The sequence below is a fragment of the Paenibacillus tepidiphilus genome, assembly GCF_008635795.1.
Lineage (GTDB): Bacteria > Bacillota > Bacilli > Paenibacillales > Paenibacillaceae > Paenibacillus_AQ > Paenibacillus_AQ tepidiphilus.
Window position 1 is genome coordinate 12,778 of the sequence record NZ_VWRQ01000031.1, and the last position, 24,514, is coordinate 37,291.

19 protein-coding genes are annotated in these 24,514 nt (G+C 52.6%); 8 read left to right on the forward strand and 11 right to left on the reverse strand.

What is annotated here, in order from left to right:
• Positions 1–14: 14 nt before the first annotated feature.
• Complete coding sequence (locus F1379_RS27030; protein ID WP_150275578.1) at positions 15–1,406, reverse strand: SpoVR family protein; 1,392 nt, start codon at positions 1,404–1,406, stop codon at positions 15–17.
• A 198-nt stretch (positions 1,407–1,604) separates the two neighbouring features.
• On the opposite strand from F1379_RS27030, the gene F1379_RS27035 reads away from it, so the two are divergent.
• The gene (locus F1379_RS27035; RefSeq protein ID WP_150275579.1) at positions 1,605–2,486 is read left to right on the forward strand and encodes a hypothetical protein; all 882 of its coding nucleotides are present in this window, start codon (positions 1,605–1,607) and stop codon (positions 2,484–2,486) included.
• Between the two features lie 132 nt (positions 2,487–2,618).
• Here F1379_RS27035 and F1379_RS27040 read toward each other — a convergent pair whose 3' ends face one another.
• On the reverse strand, positions 2,619–4,049 hold the full coding sequence (locus tag F1379_RS27040) for a hypothetical protein (protein ID WP_150275580.1): 1,431 nt from the start codon (positions 4,047–4,049) through the stop codon (positions 2,619–2,621).
• Positions 4,050–4,355: 306 nt separating this feature from the next.
• On the opposite strand from F1379_RS27040, the gene F1379_RS27045 reads away from it, so the two are divergent.
• The gene (locus F1379_RS27045; protein WP_162551296.1) at positions 4,356–5,180 is read left to right on the forward strand and encodes a DUF4362 domain-containing protein; all 825 of its coding nucleotides are present in this window, start codon (positions 4,356–4,358) and stop codon (positions 5,178–5,180) included.
• 98 nt (positions 5,181–5,278) lie between these two features.
• Here F1379_RS27045 and F1379_RS27050 read toward each other — a convergent pair whose 3' ends face one another.
• Positions 5,279–7,015, reverse strand: coding sequence for a glycoside hydrolase family 2 protein (locus F1379_RS27050; protein WP_150275582.1), 1,737 nt, complete (start codon positions 7,013–7,015; stop codon positions 5,279–5,281).
• A 149-nt stretch (positions 7,016–7,164) separates the two neighbouring features.
• Here F1379_RS27050 and F1379_RS27055 point away from each other — a divergent pair, with 149 nt between their 5' ends.
• Positions 7,165–8,046 carry an AraC family transcriptional regulator gene (locus tag F1379_RS27055; RefSeq protein WP_150275583.1) on the forward strand — a complete coding sequence of 294 codons (882 nt, stop codon included), beginning with the start codon at positions 7,165–7,167 and terminating at the stop codon, positions 8,044–8,046.
• Here F1379_RS27055 and F1379_RS27060 read toward each other — a convergent pair.
• Complete coding sequence (locus F1379_RS27060; RefSeq protein WP_150275584.1) at positions 8,012–9,022, reverse strand: bifunctional glycosyltransferase family 2/GtrA family protein; 1,011 nt, start codon at positions 9,020–9,022, stop codon at positions 8,012–8,014. The genes F1379_RS27055 and F1379_RS27060 overlap by 35 nt on opposite strands.
• Before the next feature lie 8 nt (positions 9,023–9,030).
• On the reverse strand, positions 9,031–9,984 hold the full coding sequence (locus F1379_RS27065) for a phosphodiester glycosidase family protein (protein WP_150275585.1): 954 nt from the start codon (positions 9,982–9,984) through the stop codon (positions 9,031–9,033).
• Between the two features lie 148 nt (positions 9,985–10,132).
• Here F1379_RS27065 and F1379_RS27070 point away from each other — a divergent pair, with 148 nt between their 5' ends.
• The 5 genes from F1379_RS27070 to F1379_RS27090 all read left to right on the forward strand — a co-directional run bounded on the left by F1379_RS27070 (position 10,133) and on the right by F1379_RS27090 (position 15,439).
• Positions 10,133–10,852, forward strand: a complete 720-nt coding sequence (locus F1379_RS27070; protein ID WP_150275586.1) for a response regulator transcription factor — start codon at positions 10,133–10,135, stop codon at positions 10,850–10,852.
• Positions 10,852–11,796, forward strand: coding sequence for a sensor histidine kinase (locus F1379_RS27075; protein WP_150275604.1), 945 nt, complete (start codon positions 10,852–10,854; stop codon positions 11,794–11,796). Before F1379_RS27070 ends, F1379_RS27075 begins: the two co-directional genes overlap by 1 nt.
• Positions 11,797–11,907: 111 nt before the next feature.
• Positions 11,908–12,825: an ABC transporter ATP-binding protein gene (locus F1379_RS27080; RefSeq protein WP_150275587.1), complete on the forward strand. Its 918-nt coding sequence runs from the start codon at positions 11,908–11,910 to the stop codon at positions 12,823–12,825.
• The gene (locus F1379_RS27085; protein WP_239004839.1) at positions 12,809–13,498 is read left to right on the forward strand and encodes an ABC transporter permease; all 690 of its coding nucleotides are present in this window, start codon (positions 12,809–12,811) and stop codon (positions 13,496–13,498) included. The genes F1379_RS27080 and F1379_RS27085 overlap by 17 nt, the downstream gene beginning before the upstream one ends.
• Positions 13,499–13,786: 288 nt before the next feature.
• Positions 13,787–15,439 carry a PAS domain-containing sensor histidine kinase gene (locus F1379_RS27090; RefSeq protein ID WP_150275589.1) on the forward strand — a complete coding sequence of 551 codons (1,653 nt, stop codon included), beginning with the start codon at positions 13,787–13,789 and terminating at the stop codon, positions 15,437–15,439.
• A gap of 85 nt (positions 15,440–15,524) precedes the next feature.
• Here F1379_RS27090 and F1379_RS27095 read toward each other — a convergent pair whose 3' ends face one another.
• The 6 genes from F1379_RS27095 to F1379_RS27120 form a co-directional block, all read right to left on the reverse strand.
• On the reverse strand, positions 15,525–16,370 hold the full coding sequence (locus F1379_RS27095) for a DegV family protein (protein WP_150275590.1): 846 nt from the start codon (positions 16,368–16,370) through the stop codon (positions 15,525–15,527).
• Between the two features lie 187 nt (positions 16,371–16,557).
• Complete coding sequence (locus F1379_RS27100) at positions 16,558–17,418, reverse strand: AraC family transcriptional regulator (RefSeq protein ID WP_150275591.1); 861 nt, start codon at positions 17,416–17,418, stop codon at positions 16,558–16,560.
• A gap of 217 nt (positions 17,419–17,635) precedes the next feature.
• Positions 17,636–19,324, reverse strand: a complete 1,689-nt coding sequence (locus tag F1379_RS27105) for a glycoside hydrolase family 13 protein (protein WP_150275592.1) — start codon at positions 19,322–19,324, stop codon at positions 17,636–17,638.
• Between the two features lie 339 nt (positions 19,325–19,663).
• The gene (locus F1379_RS27110; protein ID WP_150275593.1) at positions 19,664–21,985 is read right to left on the reverse strand and encodes a glycoside hydrolase family 65 protein; all 2,322 of its coding nucleotides are present in this window, start codon (positions 21,983–21,985) and stop codon (positions 19,664–19,666) included.
• A 139-nt stretch (positions 21,986–22,124) separates the two neighbouring features.
• Positions 22,125–22,787, reverse strand: a complete 663-nt coding sequence (pgmB, locus tag F1379_RS27115) for a beta-phosphoglucomutase (RefSeq protein ID WP_150275594.1) — start codon at positions 22,785–22,787, stop codon at positions 22,125–22,127.
• A 242-nt stretch (positions 22,788–23,029) separates the two neighbouring features.
• Positions 23,030–24,067, reverse strand: a complete 1,038-nt coding sequence (locus F1379_RS27120; protein WP_150275595.1) for a LacI family DNA-binding transcriptional regulator — start codon at positions 24,065–24,067, stop codon at positions 23,030–23,032.
• Positions 24,068–24,514: the final 447 nt, after the last annotated feature.

The window sequence follows — 24,514 nt, forward strand, 5'->3', positions numbered from 1 at the left end:
TTACAGAAGGAAGATTACAGGAACTTGCGCTGTACCTTTTTCCCATCATAAGTAAACAGGGCTTTCTTGTCTTCCACCACCGTCTGCAGGTGAACTGTGCGGCCCCATAGCGAATAGATATGCGGAAGCGTGCGCTCCAGATATTTGAGATCGAGCTCGATGCTCTCGTAGCGGTGGACGATCAGCAGCTCGCCGTTCCGTTCATAATCGGCATCCTGCACCACGAGGTAAGGCGCGCCGCCGTTGACCCGGGCCAGCACGAGCTGATCGCGGACGTTCTCCCAGGCTTTGTCGGTAATTTTCCATTCCGGCCCTTTCTTCTCGAAGACATACAGGTCCAGATCGCCCACCAATTGCTTCGTCAGATAGCTGCGGATGAACGAGATGTCAGAATCGAGCTCGCGCACCTCGAACATTTTGTCGCGGTCCCAGCGCTGTTCGATATCCTCGAAGATCTTCAGCCCCAAATAGTACGGATTCAGGCTTTGGCGGGAGGGCTGCACCACAGAGGAGTTGAGCTTCGAGTATTCGATCGTTTCCTCCGAAGTAAGGTCGAGCTCGCGCATAATGCGCTGATGCCAGTACGAAGCCCAGCCCTCGTTCATGATCTTGGTCTCCATCTGCGGCCAGAAATAGAGCATTTCATCGCGCAGCATCGTCATGATGTCGCGCTGCCAGTCCTCCAGGACGGTGGAGTATTGCTGGATGAACCAGACAAGGTCTTTTTCCGGCTCCGGGGGAAAAGCACGCTTGGCCGCAGCGTCCGGCGCTTTGGCGGCCGGGTCGTCAGGGTCCAGATTCCACAGTTCATCGTAGGGGCCGGAGACGGATTTCCCCGGCGGCTGGCCTTTACGCTCGCGCATCTTGGCTTCGAGCTGATCAGCTTTGCCGAGCTTATGCGGCTGGATCAGGCTGGGATCGATATGCTCCTGGATCGCCAGCACGGAGTCGATAAAGCTCTCCACGGCATCGGTGCCGTAAGTCACGGTGTAATCGGCAATCCGGTCGGCGGTGGCGGACATGCTCTCGACCATATTGCGGTTAGACCTGGAGAAGCGCATGTTATTCTTGAAGAAATCGCAGTGCGCGAGGACATGGGCGACGATCAGCTTATTCTGAATCAGGGAATTACCGTCGAGCAGAAACGCGTAGCATGGGTTGGAATTAATGACCAGCTCATAGATTTTACTGAGGCCGAAATCGTACTGCGACTTCATTTTGTGAAAAGCCTTGCCGAAGCTCCAGTGCCCGAAGCGGGTCGGCATCCCGTAAGCTCCGAACGTATAAATAATATCGGCCGGACAAATTTCATAACGCATCGGATAAAAATCAAGCCCAAACCCTGAAGCAATCTCCGTAATTTCGGCAATCGACCGCTCCAGCGCCCGGATTTCGTCTCCTGACAAATGTCATCGCTCCCTCCGTGAAATGCTCTTGTTCATATATATGGGGAGTCGGGAGGTTGTATGATGGCGAAGCGTGTTTGAGGATTAAGCCTTGAAGTATATGACAAACCTATCGCAATTTTATTGTGGTAGGATTACAATTATTAACAAAGGATTAAAGACACTGAGCCGATAAAATATACATCTGGGGGAATAAGCATGACCGTAAAATGCAGATCTTGTTTAACCGAATATGAGACTGAACCAAGATGGTGTTCTCCTTGCGGGAAGCCATTCCACCGGTATTTGGAGGATTCGGAATACTTAGAGCTAACTAAAGGAAAAACCGATGCTGTACTTAATGCTCCCATAATAATAAAAGGAGACGATAAACTTGTCTGCCATAGGTGCAATACCGTATTCAAACGTTCTCAAATGAGGGATTTGCCCAATTCCTGCAGATGTGGTTATGTGTTTACACTACAAGACCACAGGCGATTTGTTGATCTGAAAAGATATGGTGGCGGTTTGGTTGGTGGTTTAATGGATGCGTTCGAAGCTGTTACAGACAAGGCCGCCAGTGTAATGGTTGATTCGGCCATGACAACATTTAAAGCTGCGGATGCTGCCGTAGATGTGGTTGTCGATACCATCCACTTTTCGTACCAAGGATTCAAAAAGTATCAGAGTGAAGTTCGCCTTGTTAATGAGTTTAGAAATAATCCCCCCTTAGAAAATTCAGCCATGAAACCTTTTTACGCAAGCATAGAGTCGATGGATGAATTCATCTTAGAAACAGCAGTAGAGCTTGGGATAGACCCCTTATCATATAAAAATTTACGGATAGACACTCACCTCCTGTACAAGTTCAAGCACCACTATTGTTACACTGTATACCAGATAGGGTGGATGATCGGATACCATGGTAGAACGGTTACCCCATTAGAGGATCGGCAGCTTAGTAACATTATTAACGAACTTGTTGAGCTAATCAGAGGTAAATATACTCAACTTGTAGTTAATGTTTTCTTGCAATACCTGGAAGAAGCTCTTATAGCAGGAATTGCTATGGGGTTTGATTATAAACATCGCGGCCTATAGAAGCCCTGTTCTCCAGAACTGAAGGCTGGACCGAAAGTGAACGAGAGTGATGGTGAACTTTTAATAAAAAAGACACCCACTCCTCTATTGGAGGAGCAGTTGTCCATTGGGGAACTCTCGCTTTAAGATGATTTATTTATAAGCTTTCAATTGTGCATTGCCTAATAAGCCGCCATTTGGACTGTATTTTACGAGCTGCCAGGTTTGTTTACCGTTAATCGTTACCTCTTTAACAATGGCATATCCGTTTTGTAGCCCGCCATATTGTAAAGAATCATAAGCTAATTGTCTATCTGATTCAGGCCATGTTCCCATAATTTTATCGAGGTTATCCTCATTAACATCTGCATCATTCTCAAAGGTGAACGTGGTAAATTCAGCATAGTACAGCCCACTGCCAAGAGAAATCAACATATTTACCTGAGACGAGTAAGAGCTGGGATCACCACCAATTTCAGGGCTGAGGAAATAATAGTATCCGTCTTTATATACGGCGGAATCGTAATTTTTCGCTTGAAGAGTAATGCCAAAGAGCTTTTTGGTTAAAGCGTCGACGGTTGCTTTCTTGTATGGATAGTATTCGAAACCATTTTTGTCCTGATAAGATGTTTTTGACGAATCCTGCACGAATGAATCATTGCTGAGTTTACCTTCAAATCTCGCTGAAACAATAAAATCTACGATTTGCTGATTCGAATTCTGTTTATTGTCATAGGAATAGGAATTCATTGTGTTATTAAAATAGTTAAGGAAAGCTGTAATTCCATGTTTCTTTTGAAGAGGCTGGGTACTAAATACATTCTTGTAGGTCCCCTCACGATAAGTTGCTTTACTTTTTAACAAAAAGTCATGCATCATTTTAGCGTTATTTGCAGTATTGAAGCCAAATTCCACCAATCCAACATCGTTGCTGATTAATGTTTTAGCTTTACTTAAATCAAATTTTGCGAGATATTGGTCATACTTTGCTTTATTTACCTTGGTCTGAGTATTGTTCACTTTGATTGAATAGGTTTCCCGCATGCTGCCGTTTGTATCGTGATATTCTTGTTTGTATTCGGTATGGCCGGCAGCTACAAATTTATTATTGGAAACTGTGTGAAACTTATAGTCTGAAAAATACACAGTGGAATAAGGAGCGTCACCTAGTCCTGTTCCGTATTCAAAATCCTCGACCAGATACGTCTGTTTATTGGTGTTTAGCAGGTACCAGGAAATTCCATTCTGAGGTGTGACTATTTGTTTTGATGTAAAGATTCTGCTAACTTTATTATTGGCAAAGCTCCAGACTCCCAGAGTATACTCCCCAGAATCCTCCATATAGATAGCAAACAGTTCTGACAGCCCATCTTTGTTAAAATCAATAAGTTCAGCATACGCAAGTCCGCTGCTGCATTCAGCATATTCCTCTGTGCAAATTCTATATTTGTTGATTATGTCTTGAATGATAAAGTAATACTGGCCGGCTGCATTTTGCTGTGCCGTTGCTGCAAATGCATTAACAGGTAAACAAGTAATAACAAGAATTAAGGCTGTTATAATTGCAATTATTTTTTTCCGCAACTTTCAGAACCCCCATATGTATTAAATATTAAAAGACTAAAGCTATCTATTTATTCTTTATTCTTACGTATGAATTCCCCTCCTCTTTTGTCTTAAGCTCACTTCTCACTACTATCCTTTGCTTTCACATCATTACTTTACCACACACCTCAAATTCAGAATATACGCTAGTACATACCTAAATAACCATTTAGTATAATTGGTTTAAGTATTCCGGAAAAAGGGGATATGTATATGCCCATAAGGCGTTACTCAGAGCCTACTCAGGCGAAATCGAAATCAGCACGAATCCGGAGGGCCGGGATAGTGGTAATAGCGGCGATTGCGATTCTCCTTATTTTGCTGGTCGCCTACCTCATCCAGCGCGAATTGGTCTCGTCTGCAAATCATGAGATCAATTGGGAGGAGGATGTGATCATTAAATACCGCTTCAAGGTCAAAAATGTGGAGCGGCTGGATACGTTTATGGAGCGGAAAAGCGGGAGTCAGCGGGTGGTCCAGCTCACGGTAGAGGGCGATCCTATCTTTGAGGATTTGCAATATAAGCGCGGCAAGCTGGAGTATACCCTTGATACGACGGAAGATGCATACGGACCCAAGGTGGTCCGCAGCTATACCTGTTCCGCTTTGAAGCGCGAAGAGACGGAGACGATGCTTAGTTACACGCTGACGGGCTGCGACGGAGAGGTCCCTGACCGGCAATTGCTGCGGCTGGATTTTGATCCGAAGCAGTTAGGCAGCTTCGGCTTTGTGCTGAAATATGGATTTGGCCGCGGAAATGAAATTAATACACCGGACGGAACATTGGTCAAAGACCTCCTGGATGGCACTGCGGCAGGTCCCGTCCCGTTTAAGTATACACAGGATGAGATGCAGCAGATTTACCGGAGAGTGGTATTGGCCGATTATCTGGCGGATAAAGAGGTGTCCGAAGCCTGCAATATCAAGCCTTACGCCAGCTATGAGCTCAGCGTTGCATTCGGCAGCAGGGAGCAGCACTATACCTGGAGCGAATGCGACAACAGCAGGGACGGGCAGGAAATGACCGGTCTGGCCGAATATATCATCGGACTGGCAGAGGAGACGGACGTTTACCGGTCACTGCCCGAAATCCGGGGCTATGTGCACTAAACACCGTCAGTCCTTCTACTGTTTCGGTGGAGCGGTGATTGGATGGGTTCACGGAATTGGAGAGGGAGCCGTCTTACTAAGACAGGCTCCTGAATTGATTATTTCAATGTCGAGCCCCAGCTGTATGGATCGGAGCATTCCGTATAAATGCCCTTGACCACCCGGTAAGCGAGCTTGGGTTTACGGTATTCGGTGACCAGACCTTTATTATTGAAGGAACGGGCGCGGTCCCGGAAGTGGGGGCGGAAACTTTCCAGCTGAGCCCGGGTATCCGCGAACTGCCAGACATAAGTGCCGCTTATCTTCGTGTCGCTCCGGAACAGCTTCAGCGCCTTGCTGAGGATCTCCGCCTGATAGTCCTCGCTGAATAAACGGGGCTCCCAGCCGCTATCGCCATGGATGCCCGCTCCGCCGAATTCGGTCATCAGCACAGGAGTCTCCTCTGCTCCGTAAGCCTGGCAGCGCTCATGGAAGGTCGAGAGCATCTCCTCAAATTTCGTGTGGCCGAAATACCAGCCGTCATAGTAGTTGATACCGATGACATCGAACAGACCCAGGCAAATGTCAGTCATAGGGTGCATGGTGGCGTAAGCGACAAGCCGCGACGAGTCCTTGGCCCGGACAAGCTCTGTCATCTTGACGGACAAGTCATAGGCCTGCTTGGAGCGTGTGTCGATTTCATTATGGACGGACCAGAACAGGATGGAGGGATGGTGCAAATCCCGCTCGATCATCTCGCCCATCATCGTCATCGCGCGTTGAACGAACAAGGGATCGTCCGTATGCTCGGCCGGGAAAGCGGCACCCCAGATCGGAATCTCGCCCCAGAAGAGCACGCCCCGCTCGTCCAGCAGATCCAGCCAGTATTCGCTCTGAGGATAATGGGAACCCCGCACAGTGTTGCAGCCCATCTGCAGAATAATATCCAGGTCCTTGGTCATCAATTTGTTAGGGAAGGCGAAGCCCCATTCCGGGTGCTCCTCGTGACGGTTGACACCCTGGAGATACAGCTCCTTGCCGTTCAGCAGAATCTTCTTGTTCCGCGTCTCCACGGTGCGGAACCCGATGCGGTCCGCCCGGTCGTCCCGGCCGGCTACGGCGCGGATCAGGTAAAGCTCGGGATTCTCCGGCTCCCACCGGACCAGCTCCGTCCAGACTTGCTCTATGTTTAATTCCAACCGTTCACCGGCATTAAGGCGTACGTTCTCGGTGTGGAATAATTCTCCGTTCCGGTACAGGGACACGGGCACTTCCGCCGGGCTGTCCGACAGGGAGCGAAGGCTCATCTTCATCCGGATGTCAGCGCTGGAATCACCGGTCATCTCGTAGGTAATTCGCATATTCTCAATGGAGACGTCCGGGAGAAGCTGCAGCTCCACAGGCCGGATGATGCCGCCGTAATGGAACCAGTCCACGATATGGTACGGAATGGTATTGAGCTCCAGTGTGCTGTCCGTGCGGACGATGAGCTCGTGGATTCCAGCCGTGGCAGTGGGAATTGTAAAGTGGAAGGGAGTATAGCCTCCATAATGGTAGCCTAAATGGTTACCGTCCCAGTACACATCGGCATGTCCCAGCACAGCATGAAACAACAGGCGCACATGGCTGCTTTCCTCAAGCGTTACCCGGGTGCGGTACCAGGCAACCCCCTCGTATTCAAATTTGCCAAGCTCGTTGTTCCAGCAAGCCGGCACCGGCATTTGCTCGGAAACGGCAGGAAAATCGGCATGCCATCCTTCAGCTAATCCGAGGTTATCCTTGTCAAAAACGAAATCCCACAATCCGTCAAGCAGATGACACTCCCGCAGCCGGTGCTGTTGAAAGGTTCGAATCAAATCCATCATCTCCATTAATTTATTAGGGTCCAAGCGATTTCTACCCTTTATGATGGGAGTGTAGCACCTGGAGCTGCGAAGGGACAATGGCAAAACCAATCGGAATCATTTATCATAAACGATACAGAATGTTCTTGGGAGGAAGAAGGATGGGATATGAATTGGGGAATTTGGCTGCGCATATCCACTGGGTGCTGGCCAAACCGGCAGTGCCGGGCTGGGAGGACATACGGCAGAACGTTTCCGGGCATACCTTCTACTACATCTATAGCGGGAAAGGGGTATTCCGGTGCGAAGAAGGAGACCGGGAAGTTGAAGCTGGCACTGTAGTATACCTTTGGCCCGGATTGCCGCTATACATGAAGTCCTCCGAAGCCTATCCTTTACGGATGACAATGCTGCTGTTTGATTGCGCGTCGCTGCGGAGAAGTGTGGAGGGATGGGAGGTTCCGGAGCCCATTAGCAGGCTGCGGCTTCCGTTTCTGATGACTTTGCAGAGTGAGCGTATACGAAGGATCGGCGCACTCTTTCGGGAAGCGGAGCGGGGATGGGTACCGGGAGATCCCGTGCGGGAGGCACGGGTGAAATCATTGTGGTACCGGCTGCTTCCGGAGCTGCACGAAGCTGCAGAAGAAGGGGATATAAAGAGAAGTGAGCAGGATATGGCAGCGACGCTTCGCCGGTTCAAGGAGCAGCTTGATACGGGATTTGCCGCCGAGCTGCGTATCACCGAGTTATGCGAGCAGACTGGCTTCTCTCCTGTCTATTTACGCAGGGCCTTCGCAGCCCAGTACGGATGCAGCCCCAAGGAGTATCTGGGACAGCTGCGCAACGAGCATGCGGTCCGCCGGCTCCGGTTCACAGGAGATCCGGTGGGAGATATTGCTAGAGCATGCGGCTATTCCGACGTCTACCAATTCAGCAAGGCATTCAAGAAGCGGAACGGTGTATCGCCGACCGATTACCGCCTCAGAGCCGAGGAGCCGAGGCCAGCCGCTAGTACACAAACCTCCGCTGCGCCCAGTAGCTGAATACGAAGATCGATGCCTCCGTCAGAATCTTCGCAACGGCCAGCGGGAGGATCAGCTTCTCGTTATAGAAGTAGAGCAGCCCGTAATTGGCCAGCAGCACGAGGATGACGAGCGAGAAGTATTTCGGCAGCGACTGGAGCCGCGAACTTTTACCGCCGGTAAATACATATTTCCGGTTCACGGAGTAGTTAAAGACGGAACTGCACAGTCTTGCTGCGACCACCGACAGGAAGAGGTTACCGGACAGGCGCTGGAACAGGAACAGCAGCAGGAAGTCCAGGAGCGCCGACAGCAGGGACGAGGTGCTGAACATCAGAATCGGCAGATAGATCCGGAAGGAGTCGGCGAGCGGACGGAAGTGGGAGGATTTATTATTATCCAGATACACGGTGTCAATAAACACCTCGGTAATGCCGTAACCCTCTTTGCGGGCGTTCAGCAGCAGGTTCATCTCGTATTCGAACCGGTCGCCGGGGACCCGGCACAGCCACTCCAGCATGGAAGGGGCGAAGCCGCGCAGCCCGGTCTGGGTATCATATATCTTTGTGCCTGTGGTGAGTGCGAACACACCCCGGGTCACCGAGTTGCCGAAGCTGCTGCGCAGCGGAATCCTCCCGCTGAAGCGGCGGCTGCCCAGGACAATGGCGGGTGTGGCCTGGCTGTGCAGCGCCCCGGCAACCCGGTTGATATCATGAGGGAGATGCTGCCCGTCGCTGTCTGCGGTGACGACATAACCAGGCAGTCCGGTATCCCGGATATAGTGGAATCCGGTCTTAAGGGCCGCTCCCTTGCCCAGATTGGCGGCATGCGTCAGCACATGGCAGCCGAACGCCTCCGCCGTCTTGAACAGTCCGCAGTAGGCCGGGCCGCTGCCGTCATCTACGACCACAATAGGGTCAAGCTGATAGTCCTTCAGCCGTATAATCAAATCGAGCAGCCGGTCGTCCGGTTCATAAGCAGGAATTAGAATCGTCATAGCTGTGGTCACTCCTTGATGTAAAGTATGTCGCTTACGCCGCGTTCCTGGTTCTTACCCTGCGGGTTGTTGACGACCCGTCCCATAAAATACATGGTGGAGGAACCGCCGCCGTCCAGGTTATAGGCTTCCGTTGCTCCTAGGTCCTGCATCAGCTGTGCAAGCTCGGTCAGGGTCATGCCCCGGCTGTAGCCTTCATTGCGGCCGTCAACGACAACGAACACGTAGTGGTTCGGAGCGATCATGCCGATGGCCGTCCGCGGATTCGCGTTCTGGATCGAGCGGTTGCCGAAATTGGTATCGATTTTGACATTGCTGAAATCACTGGTGATTTGTCCGTCCTGAATCAGGACCGGTCCGAAGGAAAGGGTGTTCGTGACTCCTTGCGCCAGCAGCTCGGAGGAGGCAACCTCTTCCTCGTTATACGTCTCCATCGTTCCGTCCGACAGCAGTGCCATCGCATCCCGGACCGGATTGTCCCGGTAGACCGTGCCACCACGGATAATCACCCCGTCTTCCCGGAAGCCGTAATAGTCCCCGTTAACCGCAAAGATGGCATTATTGCTCTCGGCAATCTCCGAGGTCACCTCCGTAATATTCGTGCCGAAGCTGTTATCGGCAAAAGCGGTCTGCAGACTGCCGGCATCCTCAAGCACGACATCCGCCACAAAGTACGTAATCTGGTCCGAACCCGAACCCGTCTGCACCTCATCAATCTTGATCTGAATATCCTCACTGCTGTAGCTCCAGTCATCGGAAACGGCGTTAACCTCTTCAGCGGCGGAAGTATCACTTGCTTCGTCCGCCGCAGCGGCATCGGCCACGACGACTTCCACATGCTCGATCAAGTAACGGTCAGCCAGCTTATAGACCACGCCTCCGATGATCAGGAGAACAAGTATAATCCCTATAACGACATTCTGTTTGAAGCTCCCTGTTCGTTTAGTATTCTTTTGCTTCATTCCAGCATCACCTCGATTTGTTTATTGCTTAAGCAGCATGATACGCGCCGTACCTTTAGTGAACCTGAAATATGGGCAGAAGCAGCTGTACGGTGATAATTCTTGCTATAATTAGGGAACAAGCGATAGATTTCAGGGAGGTAGCGTCGTGCAGCAACATGTGCTGGTTATCGAAGATGATCATGATATCAACGAAATGGTAAGCTCGTATCTGCAAAAAGAAGGCTTTGAAGTAAGCGCCGCGTTCGACGGCGAAGCGGCGGTGGAGCTGCTGCGCAGCGGAGAACGCTTTGATCTGGTGCTGCTCGATCTGATGCTGCCGAAGCTCGGCGGCCATGAGGTGCTGCGGAGTATCCGGGAGCGTAGCCTCGTGCCTGTGCTGATCCTATCGGCGAAGGACAGTGATGTGGACAAAGCGCTGGGCCTGGGCTTCGGCGCAGATGACTATATCACCAAGCCCTTCTCCATGATTGAGCTGACGGCCCGGGTGAAGGCGGCTATCCGGCGGGCCGGGTATACAGCGCCGCCGGCCGGTGAGACCGGGAGGCAGGAGGAACAGAAGCAGGTGCTTACCTTGGGCCATCTGGCGATCGATCTGGACAATTTCACGGTCTGGAAGAACGGAGAGGAAATCAAGCTGACGGCCAAGGAGTTCCATATTCTGAAGCTGTTCGTGACCTCCCCGGGCCGGGTCTTCACAAAGGCGCAGATTTACCGGCAGGTCTGGGAAGATGAATATTACGGGGACGAGAATGTGATTAACGTACATATGCGGCGGCTGCGCGAGAAGATCGAGGAGGACCCGTCCAATCCGGGTATCATTAAGACCCTCTGGGGCATTGGCTACAAACTGGGAGAGGCCGAATGATCGCCGCGCTGCTTGGTGTGATTATTGCGCTTTTACTGGCTGTGATCGGGTGGCAGGCCTACCGCTTGCGGCAGAGCGCGCGCGAGCTGCAGTACATCCACGGGAAGCTGGACCGTATTGTTGAGACGGGCTCGCATGAGCGGCTGCTGCTCTTCAGCGAGCATCCGGAGATACGGCTGCTGCTGGCTGCGCTTAACCGGCTGCTTGACGCCAGCCATAGGGGAGCAGTAGAACGGGCACAGCTGGAGAAGTCCATGCGGAATATGCTGGCCAATGTTTCGCACGACCTGAAGACGCCTCTTACCGTCGTACTTGGATATATTGAGACACTGCAGCAGGATCAGGGTGAGATGCCGGAGGCCGAGCGGCAGCAGATGCTGGAGACGATCCGGCGCAAAGCCGAAGAGGTGATTGCGCTGATGAACCGCTTTTTCGACCTGGCGAAGCTGGAATCGGGTGATAAGGACATACCGCTGTCCAAGGTCGATGTGGGAGAAGTCTGCCGCAGCAACATTCTCGCCTTCTATGACCTGCTCAGTGCCAAGGGAAGCAAGGTGGAGGTGGAGATTCCGGAGGAGCCGCTTTACATGATGGGAAATGAAGAGGCGCTGACCCGGGTGTTGTCTAACCTGATCTCCAATAGCATAGCTTACGGCGATGCCGGAGGAGTTCTGGGTCTCCGGGTGTACGGGGATCAAGAAGGTCGGCAGGTAACGGTCGAGGTATGGGACCGGGGCAAGGGCATACCTGACACGCAGCTTGACAAAGTATTTGAACGGCTGTATACCCTGGAGGATTCGCGCAACCGCTTCTACCAGGGCAGCGGCCTCGGCCTGACCATCACCAAACGCTTAACCGAACAGATGAAGGGCCGCATCACCCTGGACAGCAAGCCTTATGTCAAGACCGTGTTCACCTTGACGTTCCCCAGGCTCAATTATTAACGGCACGCGGAGCAACTTAAGATTTACGTAAGAATCAGGTAATAAAAAAGCAAGCTCCGCCCTGTACAATAAGAACCAGGAAGCAAAGAAACGGCAAAGGGGATAACGGAGATGTCAAACATATTGCAGACCTGGAATCTGACCAAGGTCTACCGGGGCAAGGAAGTCGTCAATAACGTCAACATGCAGATCAGGCAAGGAGAGATATACGGATTCTTAGGGCCCAACGGCGCGGGCAAAACAACAGTCATGAAGATGATCACCAACCTGGTGAAGCCGACGTCGGGCGAGATCGAGCTGTTCGGCGAGACGCTGGCCCCCAAGTCTTACGAAGTGCTGAAGCGCATGGGCAGCATTATTGAATACCCGGTCTTCTACGATAAGCTGACGGCCAAGGAGAATCTGCAGCTGCACGGCGAATATATGGGTTACTATGACCCCAAGGCGATGCAGGACGCGCTTGAGCTGGTTAGCCTCAAAGGGACGGACAGCAAGCCGGTAAAAGAGTTCTCGCTGGGGATGAAGCAGCGGCTGGGCATTGCCCGTGCCGTCATGACGAAGCCGGAGCTCCTGATTCTGGATGAGCCAATCAACGGTCTGGACCCGCTGGGCATCAAGGAGCTGCGCGATATATTCCGCATGCTGAGCAGGGATTATGGGATGACCTTGCTGATCTCCAGCCATATCCTGGGGGAGATTGAGCAGCTCGCCGATACTGTCGGCTTGATCCGTGATGGCATCCTGCTGGAAGAAGTGGCGATGGATACGATCCGTACCCGGAATACGCAATATATTGAGCTTGAAACCGGCGAATGCAACAAAGCGGTTTATATTTTGCAGCATAAGCTGGGCTTATCCAATTACAAGGTGCTGAATGCACGCACCATCCGGATTTACGACGCCGTTTCCCAACTGGAGGTCAACAAAGCGATGACCGAAGGCAATGTGGAGCTGGACAGCATCAGCAAGAAGCATCATTCGCTGGAGGATTATTTTATGGAACTGATGGGGGGTGAAGGCATTGCTTAAGCTGATCCAACTGGAAATGCGTAAGAACAAGACCAGGCTGCTGCGCGGAGTGCTCATTGCCGATTTGATTCTGCTGGCTTTTATGGTGCTCGTTGTATTTACCGAGGAAGGGGAATTCAGCACCTATGCCGATGTGTTTGACGGCTTGTATGTGTTCGTCACAGCGATATTTATCATTTTCGCCTCCGTGCTGCTCAGCAAGCTGGTGATCGATGAATACAAGAACAATACCATTACTGTATTGTTTATGTATCCGGTCTCCCGCAAAAGACTGATGTCCGCCAAGCTGATCATTGTCTTCGGCTTTACCTTCATCTCGATCTTTCTGTCCGATATTGTGCTGAGCCTGCTGCTGGGCGGCATTGATTATTACATCTCGGATGTGATCCAAGGCGATCTGACTGTCCGGATGATGCTTAATGAATTGCCGGGTATTGCAGCGGATGCGGTATACGGCGCAGGAATTGCCCTGATTCCGCTGTTCTTCGGGATGCGTAAAAAGTCGGTGCCGGCGACGCTCGTATCGGCTGTGCTCCTGGTCAGCGTGCTCTCCTCCGGCGTCGGACAATTCCGGCTGGGCAATCAGTTTGGCGTGGCGCTGTCGCTGTCGCTGGTCGGTGTTCTGATCGCCTATCTTTCCATCCGTGATATTGAAGTGAAGGATGTGGCCTAAGGCCGATTATCGCAGCCATACACATGCATTGAAGGCGCTGTTCTCCCTGGAGAGCAGCGCCTCTTTACGCTCGTTATCCGATAGGGCTGAAGAATACAAATGGCTTCTCCAAATCAGCCCGGAATAGCGGGTTTTTTTCACTGAATTCGCGATATTTAGGGGCGGAATGTGGCGACCGGTAGCGCTTTTTTTGTTATAATAGAAAATAATTCAGGTCTTTTTACATAGATAGAGCTTTTCCGCAAATTCGGAGCAGACCATAGATAGTTATAATAAAGGAGGTGTGCCATGCCACAAGACTGGGCTTCCATTCTAAGCCGAATGCTGACCGCTGACAGTGCTTACAGAGCGTTCTATGAATTGCACCCGGACTTGATCCTCGTGCTGGACAGACAGGGGCGTTATGTGGAGAGCAACCGTCCCATGAGCGGGCTGATTGCCGGCGCACCGCCTTCTCCCTCAGGAAGCGCGGCGGCCGTCTTGGCGCCGGTTCCCGGAGAGGCTTATTTTGCCGATGCGCTGCAGGGCATGCCTTCCAGCTTTGTTATGGCGGAGGACTCTGCGGGGCAGACGGCAGCCATGAACTACATTCCGATTACGGCGGAGGAAGGGGTGGCCGGCGTATTTGCGGTAATCCGCTGCGATGGGACACAGCCGCTGCCTGTATCGCTGCTGCGCTGGCTGGACGGATTGCAGGCAGCGCAGGAGCAAGGTGAGCTGCAGCAGGAAGCGGCAGCCGCCGCCGAAGGCGATGCTGCGGATTGCAATCAGCCTGAGCTTATTCTGGACATGGCCGGGGACCGGCGGCTGGGTCTGATTCTGAACTCCGTAGCGTCGGGCATCTGCGGACTTGATACGCAAGGGCGGACCATCTTCGTAAACCGCGAAGCTGCCGAAATGCTGGGCTATGATCCCTACGAGCTGACGGGGATACCGCTGATGGAGCTGATCCAGCGGATCGGCGGCGACGGCTTCCGCTTTGCCAATATGGACTGTCCGGTCCGGCTGACGCTGGAGGACGGCATTACGCGCACCAAGTCGGATGATATCTTCTGGCGCAAGGACGGGACGAGCTTCTTCGTCCATTACCGGATTGCCCCGCTGATGGATGGCGGTGCAATCTGCGGTGCAGTCATCTCCTTCAGCGATATCACCAACGAGCGCGAGATACTGCGGGCCAAGGAGTCGGCGGAACAGGCTGCACAGGCCAAGTCCGATTTCCTGGCGATGATGAGTCACGAGATCCGCACCCCGATGAACGGAATGATCGGCATGGCGGATTTGCTGCTGGAGACGCCGCTGGAAGAGGAGCAGCGCAGCTACGCCGAGATTCTGCGCAGCAGCAGCTACAGCCTGCTGCAGATTCTGAATGATATTCTCGACTTCAGCAAGATGGAAGCGGGCAAGATGACACTGCAGTCCGAGACCTTCGATTTGCGCGAGATGCTGGAAGGCATTATCGACCTCTTTACCCCCAAGGCGGAGGAGAAGAAGCTGGCGCTGCGGTGGTGGGCGGATACCAGTGTGCCGGCTTTTGTCACCACAGATCCGAGCCGGCTGCGGCAGATTATCGTCAATCTGGTCGGCAATGCCCTCAAATTCACCGAGCGGGGCAGCGTTACCCTCTCGGTCAAGAATATTCCGCTGCCGTACTCGCCGGAATATCTGCTGGAGTTCTCGGTCCGCGATACCGGAGTAGGCATCGCGGACAGCAAGCTCAATCTGCTGTTCCAGTCCTTCTCGCAGCTGCATCCGTTCATTAACCGCAAATACGGCGGTACGGGACTGGGCCTGGCGATCTGCAAGCAGCTGGTGGAGCTGATGGGCGGCACGATATTTGTGGAGAGTGAAGAAGACAAGGGCTCCACCTTCCGGTTCATGCTGCCGTTCCTGAAGGCAGAGTCGGGAGTGGAGATGTGGGAGGCAGAAGCTTCCCAGTAATCCGGATTTCCGTCTGACTTCTATTAACATTCTATACACGAGCAAGGCCCCGGCTTCGTAAGAAAGCCGGGGCCTTGCCCTGTAATTATCGGATATACATAAGTCCCACAGTAGCCGGTCCGCAATGGCTGCCGATGACACAGCCTGCGTGAATCACAGCGATTTCATCCACCTGGATCTGCTTGCGCAGCTCCGCTACCAGATATGCGGCATCTTCTTCTGCCATCGTATGGGCGACAATCACCAGCTCCTTGTCGATTTCCCCGGCATGCACGAGGGCGTGCTGCAGCATTTGCTCCACCGCCTTCTCTTTCTTGCCGCGGATCTTGCTGACCGGGACGATGGCGCCGTCAATCAGGCGCAGCACAGGCCGGATCTTCAGCAGGCTGCCGATGAAATTCTGCATGCCCGAACAGCGTCCGCCCATATATAAATAATCCAGGGTATCCACAACAAATTCCGTCTCTACCCGGCTGCGGCACGCTTCGAGCATGGCAACAATTTCGGTACTGCTGTGCCCTTTGGCTGCGGCCCGCGCCGCTTTCATGACCAGGAGCGCGATTCCGCCGCACAGCGTCTCGGAGTCAACCACGCGGACACGGCCTTCCGGAAATTCTCCCGCTGCCAGCAGGGCGTTCTGGTATGTAGAAGATAATGCCGAAGATAGACTGATATAGACAATATCCCCACCGCTGCTGATGACCGGCTCAAAGGCGGCCATAAAGTCGGCAGGAGAAGGAGCGGCCGTCTTGGGAAGAGCACCGTTTACGGCGACGCGGCTGTATACTTCCTCGGGCGTAATGTCTACACCATCCTTGTAAGTACCGTCCTGAAACACAACATACAGGGGAACAATCCCGATATCATACGTTTCCTTCCAGCCTTGCGGCAAATCGGAAGTGCTGTCTGAAAAGATTTTTACGATTGACATGAGTGTCTCCTTCACCGGATCTCAAAATGACTATTGCACACAGCATGAGCTATGGTGTCAATTCATTATACCAAGCTTGCCGCGTTTCTCAAAATAGAAATGCCGCATTTGCGGTAAATGAGAGAACGGAAGAATAGCGGAAAAAGGACTTCAGCGGGTGAAGTCCTTCAGGTTCGGGCAAGCGATCTTATTTTTTTACAACGGGAATCCATACCTCACATACATAATCTTCAGCTCCGGGATCACCGGGAAGGTACAGCTCGAACTCCGGTGCGTTCGCATGCTCATAGCCCGTGGAAGGGAACCACTCCGAGTAAATACGCTCCCAAATCTTCTGGATCGCATGCGGCATAGGCCCGACCGATGTGAAGACCGCCCAGGTTGCAGCGGGAATAAGCGTTACTTCGTAGCCTTGAGGATCGGTCTCCTCGGAGCCTTCAGCGGCAATCCAGTAAGTCATCGTTTCTTTCTGCATGTCCATGTCGCTGCAGATGCCCATGAGATTCGGGTGCACGCCGATGGACTCTAATCTTTCGGAGGTGCCGTCGCTGTTGACCTCGTTCCATAGCTGCGGGATCTTGCGGAAGTTCTCTCCCTCGCAGGTGTCTACCACCCACGACTTGCCGATCACTTGAAACGCTGCTCTTTCCACAATTCTGTATTCCATTTCCTGATCTCCCTTCAATGACAGATGGAAGGAGAGGCGGGGGAAGGCCTTGAGCGCAGCACCGGGCTCACGCGCAGCGGAGGGTGTAATGCCGTGCGCCTTGCGGAACGCCTTGGTGAAGGCTTCCGGTGTGTCGTAGCCGTACTTCAGCGCGACCTCCAGCACCTTGGCCTTAGACACGGCCAGCTCCTGGGCGGCCAAGGTCAGCCTGCGCTTGCGGATATAATCCGCCACTGTGAAGCCGGTAATCATTCCGAACATTCGCTGGAAATGAAAGGGCGAGACATGCGCTATCCGTGCCACCTCTTCAATACGCAGCGGCTTCGTCATATTGCTCTCCATATAATCCAGCGTGTCTTTCATGCGGTTCAGCCATTCCATAATCGCCATCTCCCCTTGAACTCATCCTATCATGCGGCCTGCTTCATAGTCCGGTTATTCTGTGCTCACTTGAGACAGATGCCGGGAGAGGTGCGGAACAACAAATCCGGCAACGGATGGGCCGGCAGCTGTACCGGCCTTATTCTCCTATGATGGCATGTTCAGGGACGCCCGTAAAGTGATTCCCGCTCAGCAGAAGCCGGCGGAGGGCTTTGGGCTATGACTTGAGCGAATATACAACAGCCTCATAAGGACGCAAAGTGCCGCGTTCTTCTGCAGGCTGCTCGCCGCCATAATTGCCGACGATCACGCCGTTCACGGCGGCCAGCTCCTCCGGCAGCTCCACTTCCTGCGGCACATCGCTGAAATTCAGCAGTACCAGCCATTTCTCATTCTTCAGCGTACGGGAATAGGCGTAGACATATTCATTCTCCGGCAGCAGCAGCTCGTAATCGCCGTAAACCATTATCAGATGCTTCTTGCGCAGGGCAATGAGCTGCTGATAATAGTAGAATACTGAATCCGGATCGGCCAGTGCCTGCTCGGTATTAATGTCCGTATAGTTCGGATTGACCTTGAGCCAAGGAGTTCCGGTAGTGAAGCCGGCATTCTCTCCGGCGTTCCACTGCATCGGGGTACGGGCATTGTCCCGGCCCTTCACGTGGATTGCGTTCAGGATTACATCATGGTCTGCGCCGCCTTCGGTCACCTTTTCGCGGTACATATTAAGGATTTCAATGTCCTTGTAGTCTTCCAGCGCCGGGAACTTCACGTTGGTCATCCCGATTTCCTCGCCCTGGTAGATGTACGGCGTACCCTTGAGCGTATGCAGCAGCGTGGCCAGCATTTTGGCCGAGAGGACACGGTATTTGCCGTCGTTGCCGAAGCGCGATACCATCCGCGGCTGGTCATGGTTGTTCAGATACAGGCTGTTCCAGCCGCGTTCCGCGAGTCCAACCTGCCATTTATGCAGGATATCACGCAGCTTCGTCAGGTTCCACGGCGTGACCTCCCACTTGCCGGTCGGTCCGGCGTCCACATCCATATGCTCGAACTGGAACACCATCTGCAACTCCTTGCGGTCCTCGTCGGTATAGAGGATGGCATCCTCAACGCTGGCCCCCGGCGTCTCGCCGACAGTCATGACGTCGTATTTGGACAGCACCTCACGGTTCATTTCCTGCAGGAATTCATGCACACGCGGACCGTTCATATAATACTCGCCGCCCCCTGCGAGGTCTCCGGGCGCCAGCCCTTCGTGGGTGACGGAAGGCAGTCCTTCCACCTTGGAGATCATGTTGATGACATCCATCCGCAGGCCGTCTACACCTTTATCGAGCCAAAAGGCCATCATCTTGTACAGCTCTTCGCGCAGCTTCGGGTTCTCCCAGTTCAGGTCAGGCTGCTTGCGGGAGAAGAGATGGAGATAATACTCGTCCGTCTTCTCGTCATATTCCCAGGCCGGTCCGCTGAAGATGGAGCTCCAGTTGTTCGGCAGTTCTCCGTTCGGTCCGCCGGGACGCCAGATATAATAATCACGGTATGGATTATCCTTGGAGGAACGCGATTCCACGAACCAGGCATGCTCATCCGAGGAATGGTTGATAACCAGGTCCATCATCAGCTTGATGCCGCGCTCGTGCATCCCGGCCAGCAGTTCCTCCCAGTCGGCCAGCGTGCCGAACTCATCCATAATATCCTGATAGTCGCTGATATCGTAGCCGTTGTCGTCATTTGGCGATTTATAGACCGGCGACAGCCAGACCACATCGACGCCCAGCTTCTGCAGATAATCAAGGCGCGAGATGATCCCGCGCAGATCGCCGATACCGTCTCCGTTGCTGTCCTGAAAGCTGCGGGGATAAATCTGATAGACGACGGCTTCTTTCCAAAACGCTCTGTTCATTGGGTTAGCTCCTTTGAAATGGAATGGTGTAAACTTAAGAATTCCCTATATAAGGTAAGAACGTGATTACAGCGAATATTTGGACTTCCGGCCGCTGCCCATCTGCAGATTTCTTGATTTATACCGCCGATCGTGGTTGAAATCCGCAGACTGCCTATGCTTCCGATGCGAGCTTTCCTGCGGAAAGCTTTCAGGCGGACGCTACCGCTCCTCCAGTTCCAAAATTCCCTTCCGCCACTCCACCCTTCAAGTTTATTAACACAATTCGAAATTTTATAGGCTTTGGTAGGAAAAAAAGCCCCGTAAGCAAATGCCTGCGGGGCCGGTGTAAAAGCGTTGTTATGCCGTAACGGAGGAGCCTTCGGCAGTAACGCTGCTCAGGCCGTTCACAGTATAGTCTTTGCCATGGATCGTAATGGCTGCCGGAATATCGGTTTCGTTGACCACAGTAACCTGCAGGTCGGAGACCTTCACCTTCAGGCGCGCGCCGCGGAACATGATTTTGAAGGAGTATGAAGTCCAGTGTCCCGGGTTGGATGGATTCAGGATCAGGCGATCTTCCTGCACACGCAAGCCGCCGAAGCCGTGAACGATGGACATCCACGTGCCTGCCATGCTGGTTGTATGGCATCCGTCTTCTGTATCGTTGTTGTAATTGTCGAGATCCAGGCGCGATGTGCGCAGGTACATCTCATAAGCTTTATCCTTATAGCCCAGCTCGCTGGCAAGAATGGAGTGGATACAAGGAGAAAGGGAAGATTCATGCACCGTAATCGGCTCATAGAAATCGAAATTCCGCTTCTTTGTGTCCAGATCATAACGGTCACCCAGGAAGTAGAGGCCTTGCAGGACATCGGCTTGCTTAATATAACAGGAGCGCAGAATGCGGTCCCACGACCATTTCTGGTTCAGCGGCAGATTCTCCGGCGATACTTCCTTAACCGGGATGATCTCTTTATCCAGGAAGCCGTCCTGCTGAAGGAAGATTCCCAGCTCCTCATCGGCCGGATAGTACATTTTGGCGATGATATCCTGCCATTTCGCAGTTTCGCTGCCCTGCAGATCCAGCTTGTCGGCCAGTTCGGCATAACGCGCCGGCTCTTGCTCCTGCAGATAAGCCAGGGATTCGAGCGTATACTCCATCGTCCATGAAGCGATACGGTTCGTGTACCAGTTATTGTTTACGTTATTCTCATATTCATTCGGTCCCGTTACGCCGAGCATGACGTACTGGTCCTTGCGCTGTGCGTAGTGGACGCGTTCCTCCCAGAAGCGGGAGATTTCCACCAGCACTTCGAGGCCGTATTGGCCGAGATAAGCCTTGTCGCCGGTGTAGTTCACATAGTTGTAAATCGCGTAGGCAATCGCCCCGTTGCGGTGAATCTCCTCAAACGTAATTTCCCATTCGTTGTGGCATTCCTCGCCGTTCATCGTAACCATCGGATACAGCGCGCCCTTCTTGAAGCCGAGCTTGCGGGCGTTTTCCTTCGCCTTCTCCAGATGCTTGTAGCGGTAGATCAGCAGATTGCGGGATATGCTGGAATCCGCGGTGCTGAGATAGAACGGTACGCAGTACGCTTCGGTGTCCCAGTAGGTGCTGCCGCCGTATTTTTCACCCGTAAAGCCCTTCGGTCCGATGTTGAGACGGTCGTCTTCGCCGGTATAGGTCTGGTTGAGCTGGAAAATATTGAACCGGATTCCTTGCTGCGCCGAGACATCGCCTTCAATAATAATGTCGCTTTCTTTCCATTTCTCGCCCCAGGCTGCGGCCTGCTCTGTAAGCAGTGCGACGAAACCGGCTTCGCGGGCGCTTTGCAGCGCGGCTTGCGCGGCTTCCACCAATTGGCCAAGGCCGTAATTGCGGGAAGTGACATTCGCGGCATATTTATAAATAACCACTTGGTCTCCGGACTGCACAGGCACAGCCACTTTGCTGCCCACATATTTCTCCTGCTCAATGGCTTCAGCCTCGTCGGTAACCAGCTTCTCACCGTTCACAACGATGTCGTAGGCGAAGGCGGAGGTGACGTGGAAATCGAGCTTTTTGGTCTTCAGCGTCAGGTGGCCGCCGTCCGTGGCCGCTTTCTTCTCGACCTCGTTCCAGAACTTCTCGTCATAGTTGGAATCCTTGTTCTTGATGTCGCCGTCAAGATAAGGAGTAACGGTGAGTACGCCGGAGAAGTTAAGCGGTGTCACCGAATAGCGGATGGCGCCGATTTCGTGACGGGCCATGCTGACGATGCGGATGCTTTCCACCTTCACTTCCTTGCCGTCCGGGAGGGTGGCTGTGAAGCTGCGGGAGAGCGTGCCTTCCTTCATATTAAGCTCGCGGCGGAATTCACCTACAGTGCTTGCCGCCAGATCCAGCGTTGTGCCGTCCAGGTCGATATTGATGCCAATCCAGTTGGTGCTGTTCAGCACTTTGGCAAAATACTCCGGATAGCCGTTCTTCCACCAACCGACACGCGTTTTGTCCGGATAGTAGACTCCGGCCATGTAGCTGCCCTGCAGGCTGTGGCCGCTGTATTGCTCTTCAAAGTTGGCTCTTCCGCCCATGTAGCCGTTTCCGATACTGAATACGCTCTCGGAAATTTCCTGGGTGTTCGGATCAAAGGATTCCTCAATGATCGACCATTCATCAATTTTTAAATATTGTTTCATGAATTACCGGCTCCTTTAGATTAAGGGTTGATATGAAATGAACTATGGGACAGGCCAATCCGCAAGAATAACTCCCACCGATAGTCCGGGTAAACAGTAGGGACTGCAGGGTGCAGCAGTCGATATAACCTTAGGATAATCAAACAGCGGCAAAAGCTTCCCGCAGCCCGGCGACACTGACCTGCGCCAGGGAAGGGACAACCTGATTCGCCGCGCCCAGGGTTTCCGGCGAGCCGATGCCAACGCTGCGCATCCCGGCCCGGGTAGCCGCTTCCACGCCGGCTTCGGCATCCTCGAAGACGACGCAGTGGGCAGGGGCTACGCCCACGGCCTGTGCACCGAGCAGGAACACTTCGGGATCAGGCTTGGCAGCGCTTGTATGTGTGCCGTCGATGATGGCATCGAAATATGGCGTAAGCCCGGTATTGGACAGAATCGTGGCTGCATTCTTGCTGGCGGAGCCCAGCGCGGTCTTAATGCCTGCGGCGCGGCATTCCTGCAGGAACTCCAGGGCACCCGGCAGAATCTCCGAGCTGTCCATCTTGGAGATGTACTGGACGTAGCGGTTATTCTTCTGCTCGGCGAGCCGTGCTTTCTCGGCTTCATCCAAGGTGAGCCCGCCGATCTCCAGCAGGATGTCCAGCGAAGCGGCCCGGCTGACGCCCTTGAGCCGTTCGTTGTCCTGCTCGGTGAAGACGAAGCCAAGCTGCTCCGCCAGCTCCCGCCAGGCGATAAAATGATATCTGGCCGTATCGACGAGCACACCGTCCAGATCGAATAGACAAGCCTTGATTTCTGACATGTTGATCCTCCTAAAAGTTTTGTGAGCATAGCTTCCTGAATTGGCGATCGTACAAAACTGGCTTCGGAAGCATAGGCTAAGTTTTGTGAGCATAGCTTCCTGAATTGGCGATCGTACAGAACTCGCTTCGGAAGCATAAACTTAGTTTTGTAAGAATAGTTCCCTTGAATAGCGCAAACGTTTGTACAAAAAGTGAAAAAATAAATGAAGCTGCAAAGCTTCATTTATTCCTGTTTCCACAATCATTTCTTCCCGGGAGCGTACATGGATGACTCTCTAACGATCAACCGGTGGGGAATCACAAACCGATTCGTATATCCGTCATGGTTATCCGGCTTCTGAATGCTCTGGATCAGCACCTGGGAGGCCGTATAGCCAAGATGATAAATTCCGATGTCGATGCTGCTGATCGGCGGACTGGACAATTCGGATAGCGGGATGTTGTTAAAGCTGACAATCGCCAGGTCCTCGGGGACCTTATATTTCAGCTCATTTAATCCTCGCAGGACTCCGAAGGAGACCATGTCGTCGACAGCGACGAGTGCTGTAGGCCGGTTAGGGAGATTCATGAAGAATGACATCGCCCGGTATCCGCTGTCCTGCAGGAACTCGCCTTCCACAATCCATTCCGGCTTCATTTCAAGCCCGCTGCTCTCCATCGCCATGCGGTATCCTGCGAGACGGTCGCGGGAAACGATAAGATTCGGCGGTCCGCTGACAAAGCCGATGCGCTCATGGCCCATGGCGATCAGATGATTCGTTGCATCGAACGCAGCCTTAATATTGTCGTTGTCCACGGAAAGGATTTCCTCATAGCGGTCGCTTCGGCCGATCAGCACGAAGGGATAACCGCCGGCTTCCAGGAAATCGATCACAGCGTCGTCTTTACGCGAATACAGCAGAATGACGCCGTCCACACGGCGCCCCTTGAGCAGGCGGGATACCGCCTCAAGCTCTTCCCGTTCATTCGCGCCGGAGCTAATCAGCACATCATATCCGGAACGGCTGGACTGTGTGACAATCCCGCGGATTAACTCCATAAAGAACAGATTGGAGAAAAGTTCTTCTGCCGGTTTCGGAAGAATGATGCAGATGCTGTTGGTGGTCTTCGAAACGAGGCTCTTCGCCATCATGTTCGGCGTGTAGCCCATTTCTTCCATGATCCCTTTAACCTTGCGGGAAGTTTCTAGGCTAATTCTGGGATGGCCTGACAACACCCTGGATACTGTGGAGGGAGAAACTCCCGCTTTCTTGGCCACGTCCTTTATGGTAACTGTCATAGAAACCTCCTAATGGAACCGTTTGCTTTACAAAGTAATATTAATCGAAGAGCAGTTAATTGTAAATAGTGAAACTGTTTTAAACCGCCAAATTCCTAATCTTTTCGCAACAAAAGAGAATAAAATGCAGCCGAATTTTTACATGCAAAACTAGAATTCTCCAGTTAGCCGGATTTAAAGTAAGTTTGTGATATAGAAGCGGCGGACGAAATGCCATAGAATCGTGCAAACGTTTTTTTGTTGAAAACTGCACTAATGACAAGCAGAACTTGTGAGCTTCTGTGCAATTCTATGCAAAAATATCTGAAGTGATGGCTGAAGATTGCGCTGAATTTTTCTCGGAAGAAAATAATTTTACCCGTTGACAATTCTGAAAGGTCAGGATTAGTATGAGAACAAGAGTTTAAAAGCGCTTACATACGCCTGTTTAGGGGCTGTATTTCTGCC

Bases quoted from the DNA above. Each gene is read 5' to 3' on its own strand.
- F1379_RS27035 (WP_150275579.1), top strand. From the start codon at position 1,605: ATGACCGTAAAATGCAGATCTTGTTTAACCGAATATGAGACTGAACCA.
- F1379_RS27055 (WP_150275583.1), top strand. From the start codon at position 7,165: ATGGGATATGAATTGGGGAATTTGGCTGCGCATATCCACTGGGTGCTG.
- F1379_RS27060 (WP_150275584.1), bottom strand. From the start codon at position 9,022: ATGACGATTCTAATTCCTGCTTATGAACCGGACGACCGGCTGCTCGAT.
- F1379_RS27065 (WP_150275585.1), bottom strand. From the start codon at position 9,984: ATGAAGCAAAAGAATACTAAACGAACAGGGAGCTTCAAACAGAATGTC.
- F1379_RS27080 (WP_150275587.1), top strand. From the start codon at position 11,908: ATGTCAAACATATTGCAGACCTGGAATCTGACCAAGGTCTACCGGGGC.
- F1379_RS27090 (WP_150275589.1), top strand. From the start codon at position 13,787: ATGCCACAAGACTGGGCTTCCATTCTAAGCCGAATGCTGACCGCTGAC.
- F1379_RS27095 (WP_150275590.1), bottom strand. From the start codon at position 16,370: ATGTCAATCGTAAAAATCTTTTCAGACAGCACTTCCGATTTGCCGCAA.
- F1379_RS27100 (WP_150275591.1), bottom strand. From the start codon at position 17,418: ATGGAATGGCTGAACCGCATGAAAGACACGCTGGATTATATGGAGAGC.
- F1379_RS27105 (WP_150275592.1), bottom strand. From the start codon at position 19,324: ATGAACAGAGCGTTTTGGAAAGAAGCCGTCGTCTATCAGATTTATCCC.
- F1379_RS27110 (WP_150275593.1), bottom strand. From the start codon at position 21,985: ATGAAACAATATTTAAAAATTGATGAATGGTCGATCATTGAGGAATCC.
- pgmB (WP_150275594.1), bottom strand. From the start codon at position 22,787: ATGTCAGAAATCAAGGCTTGTCTATTCGATCTGGACGGTGTGCTCGTC.
- F1379_RS27120 (WP_150275595.1), bottom strand. From the start codon at position 24,067: ATGACAGTTACCATAAAGGACGTGGCCAAGAAAGCGGGAGTTTCTCCC.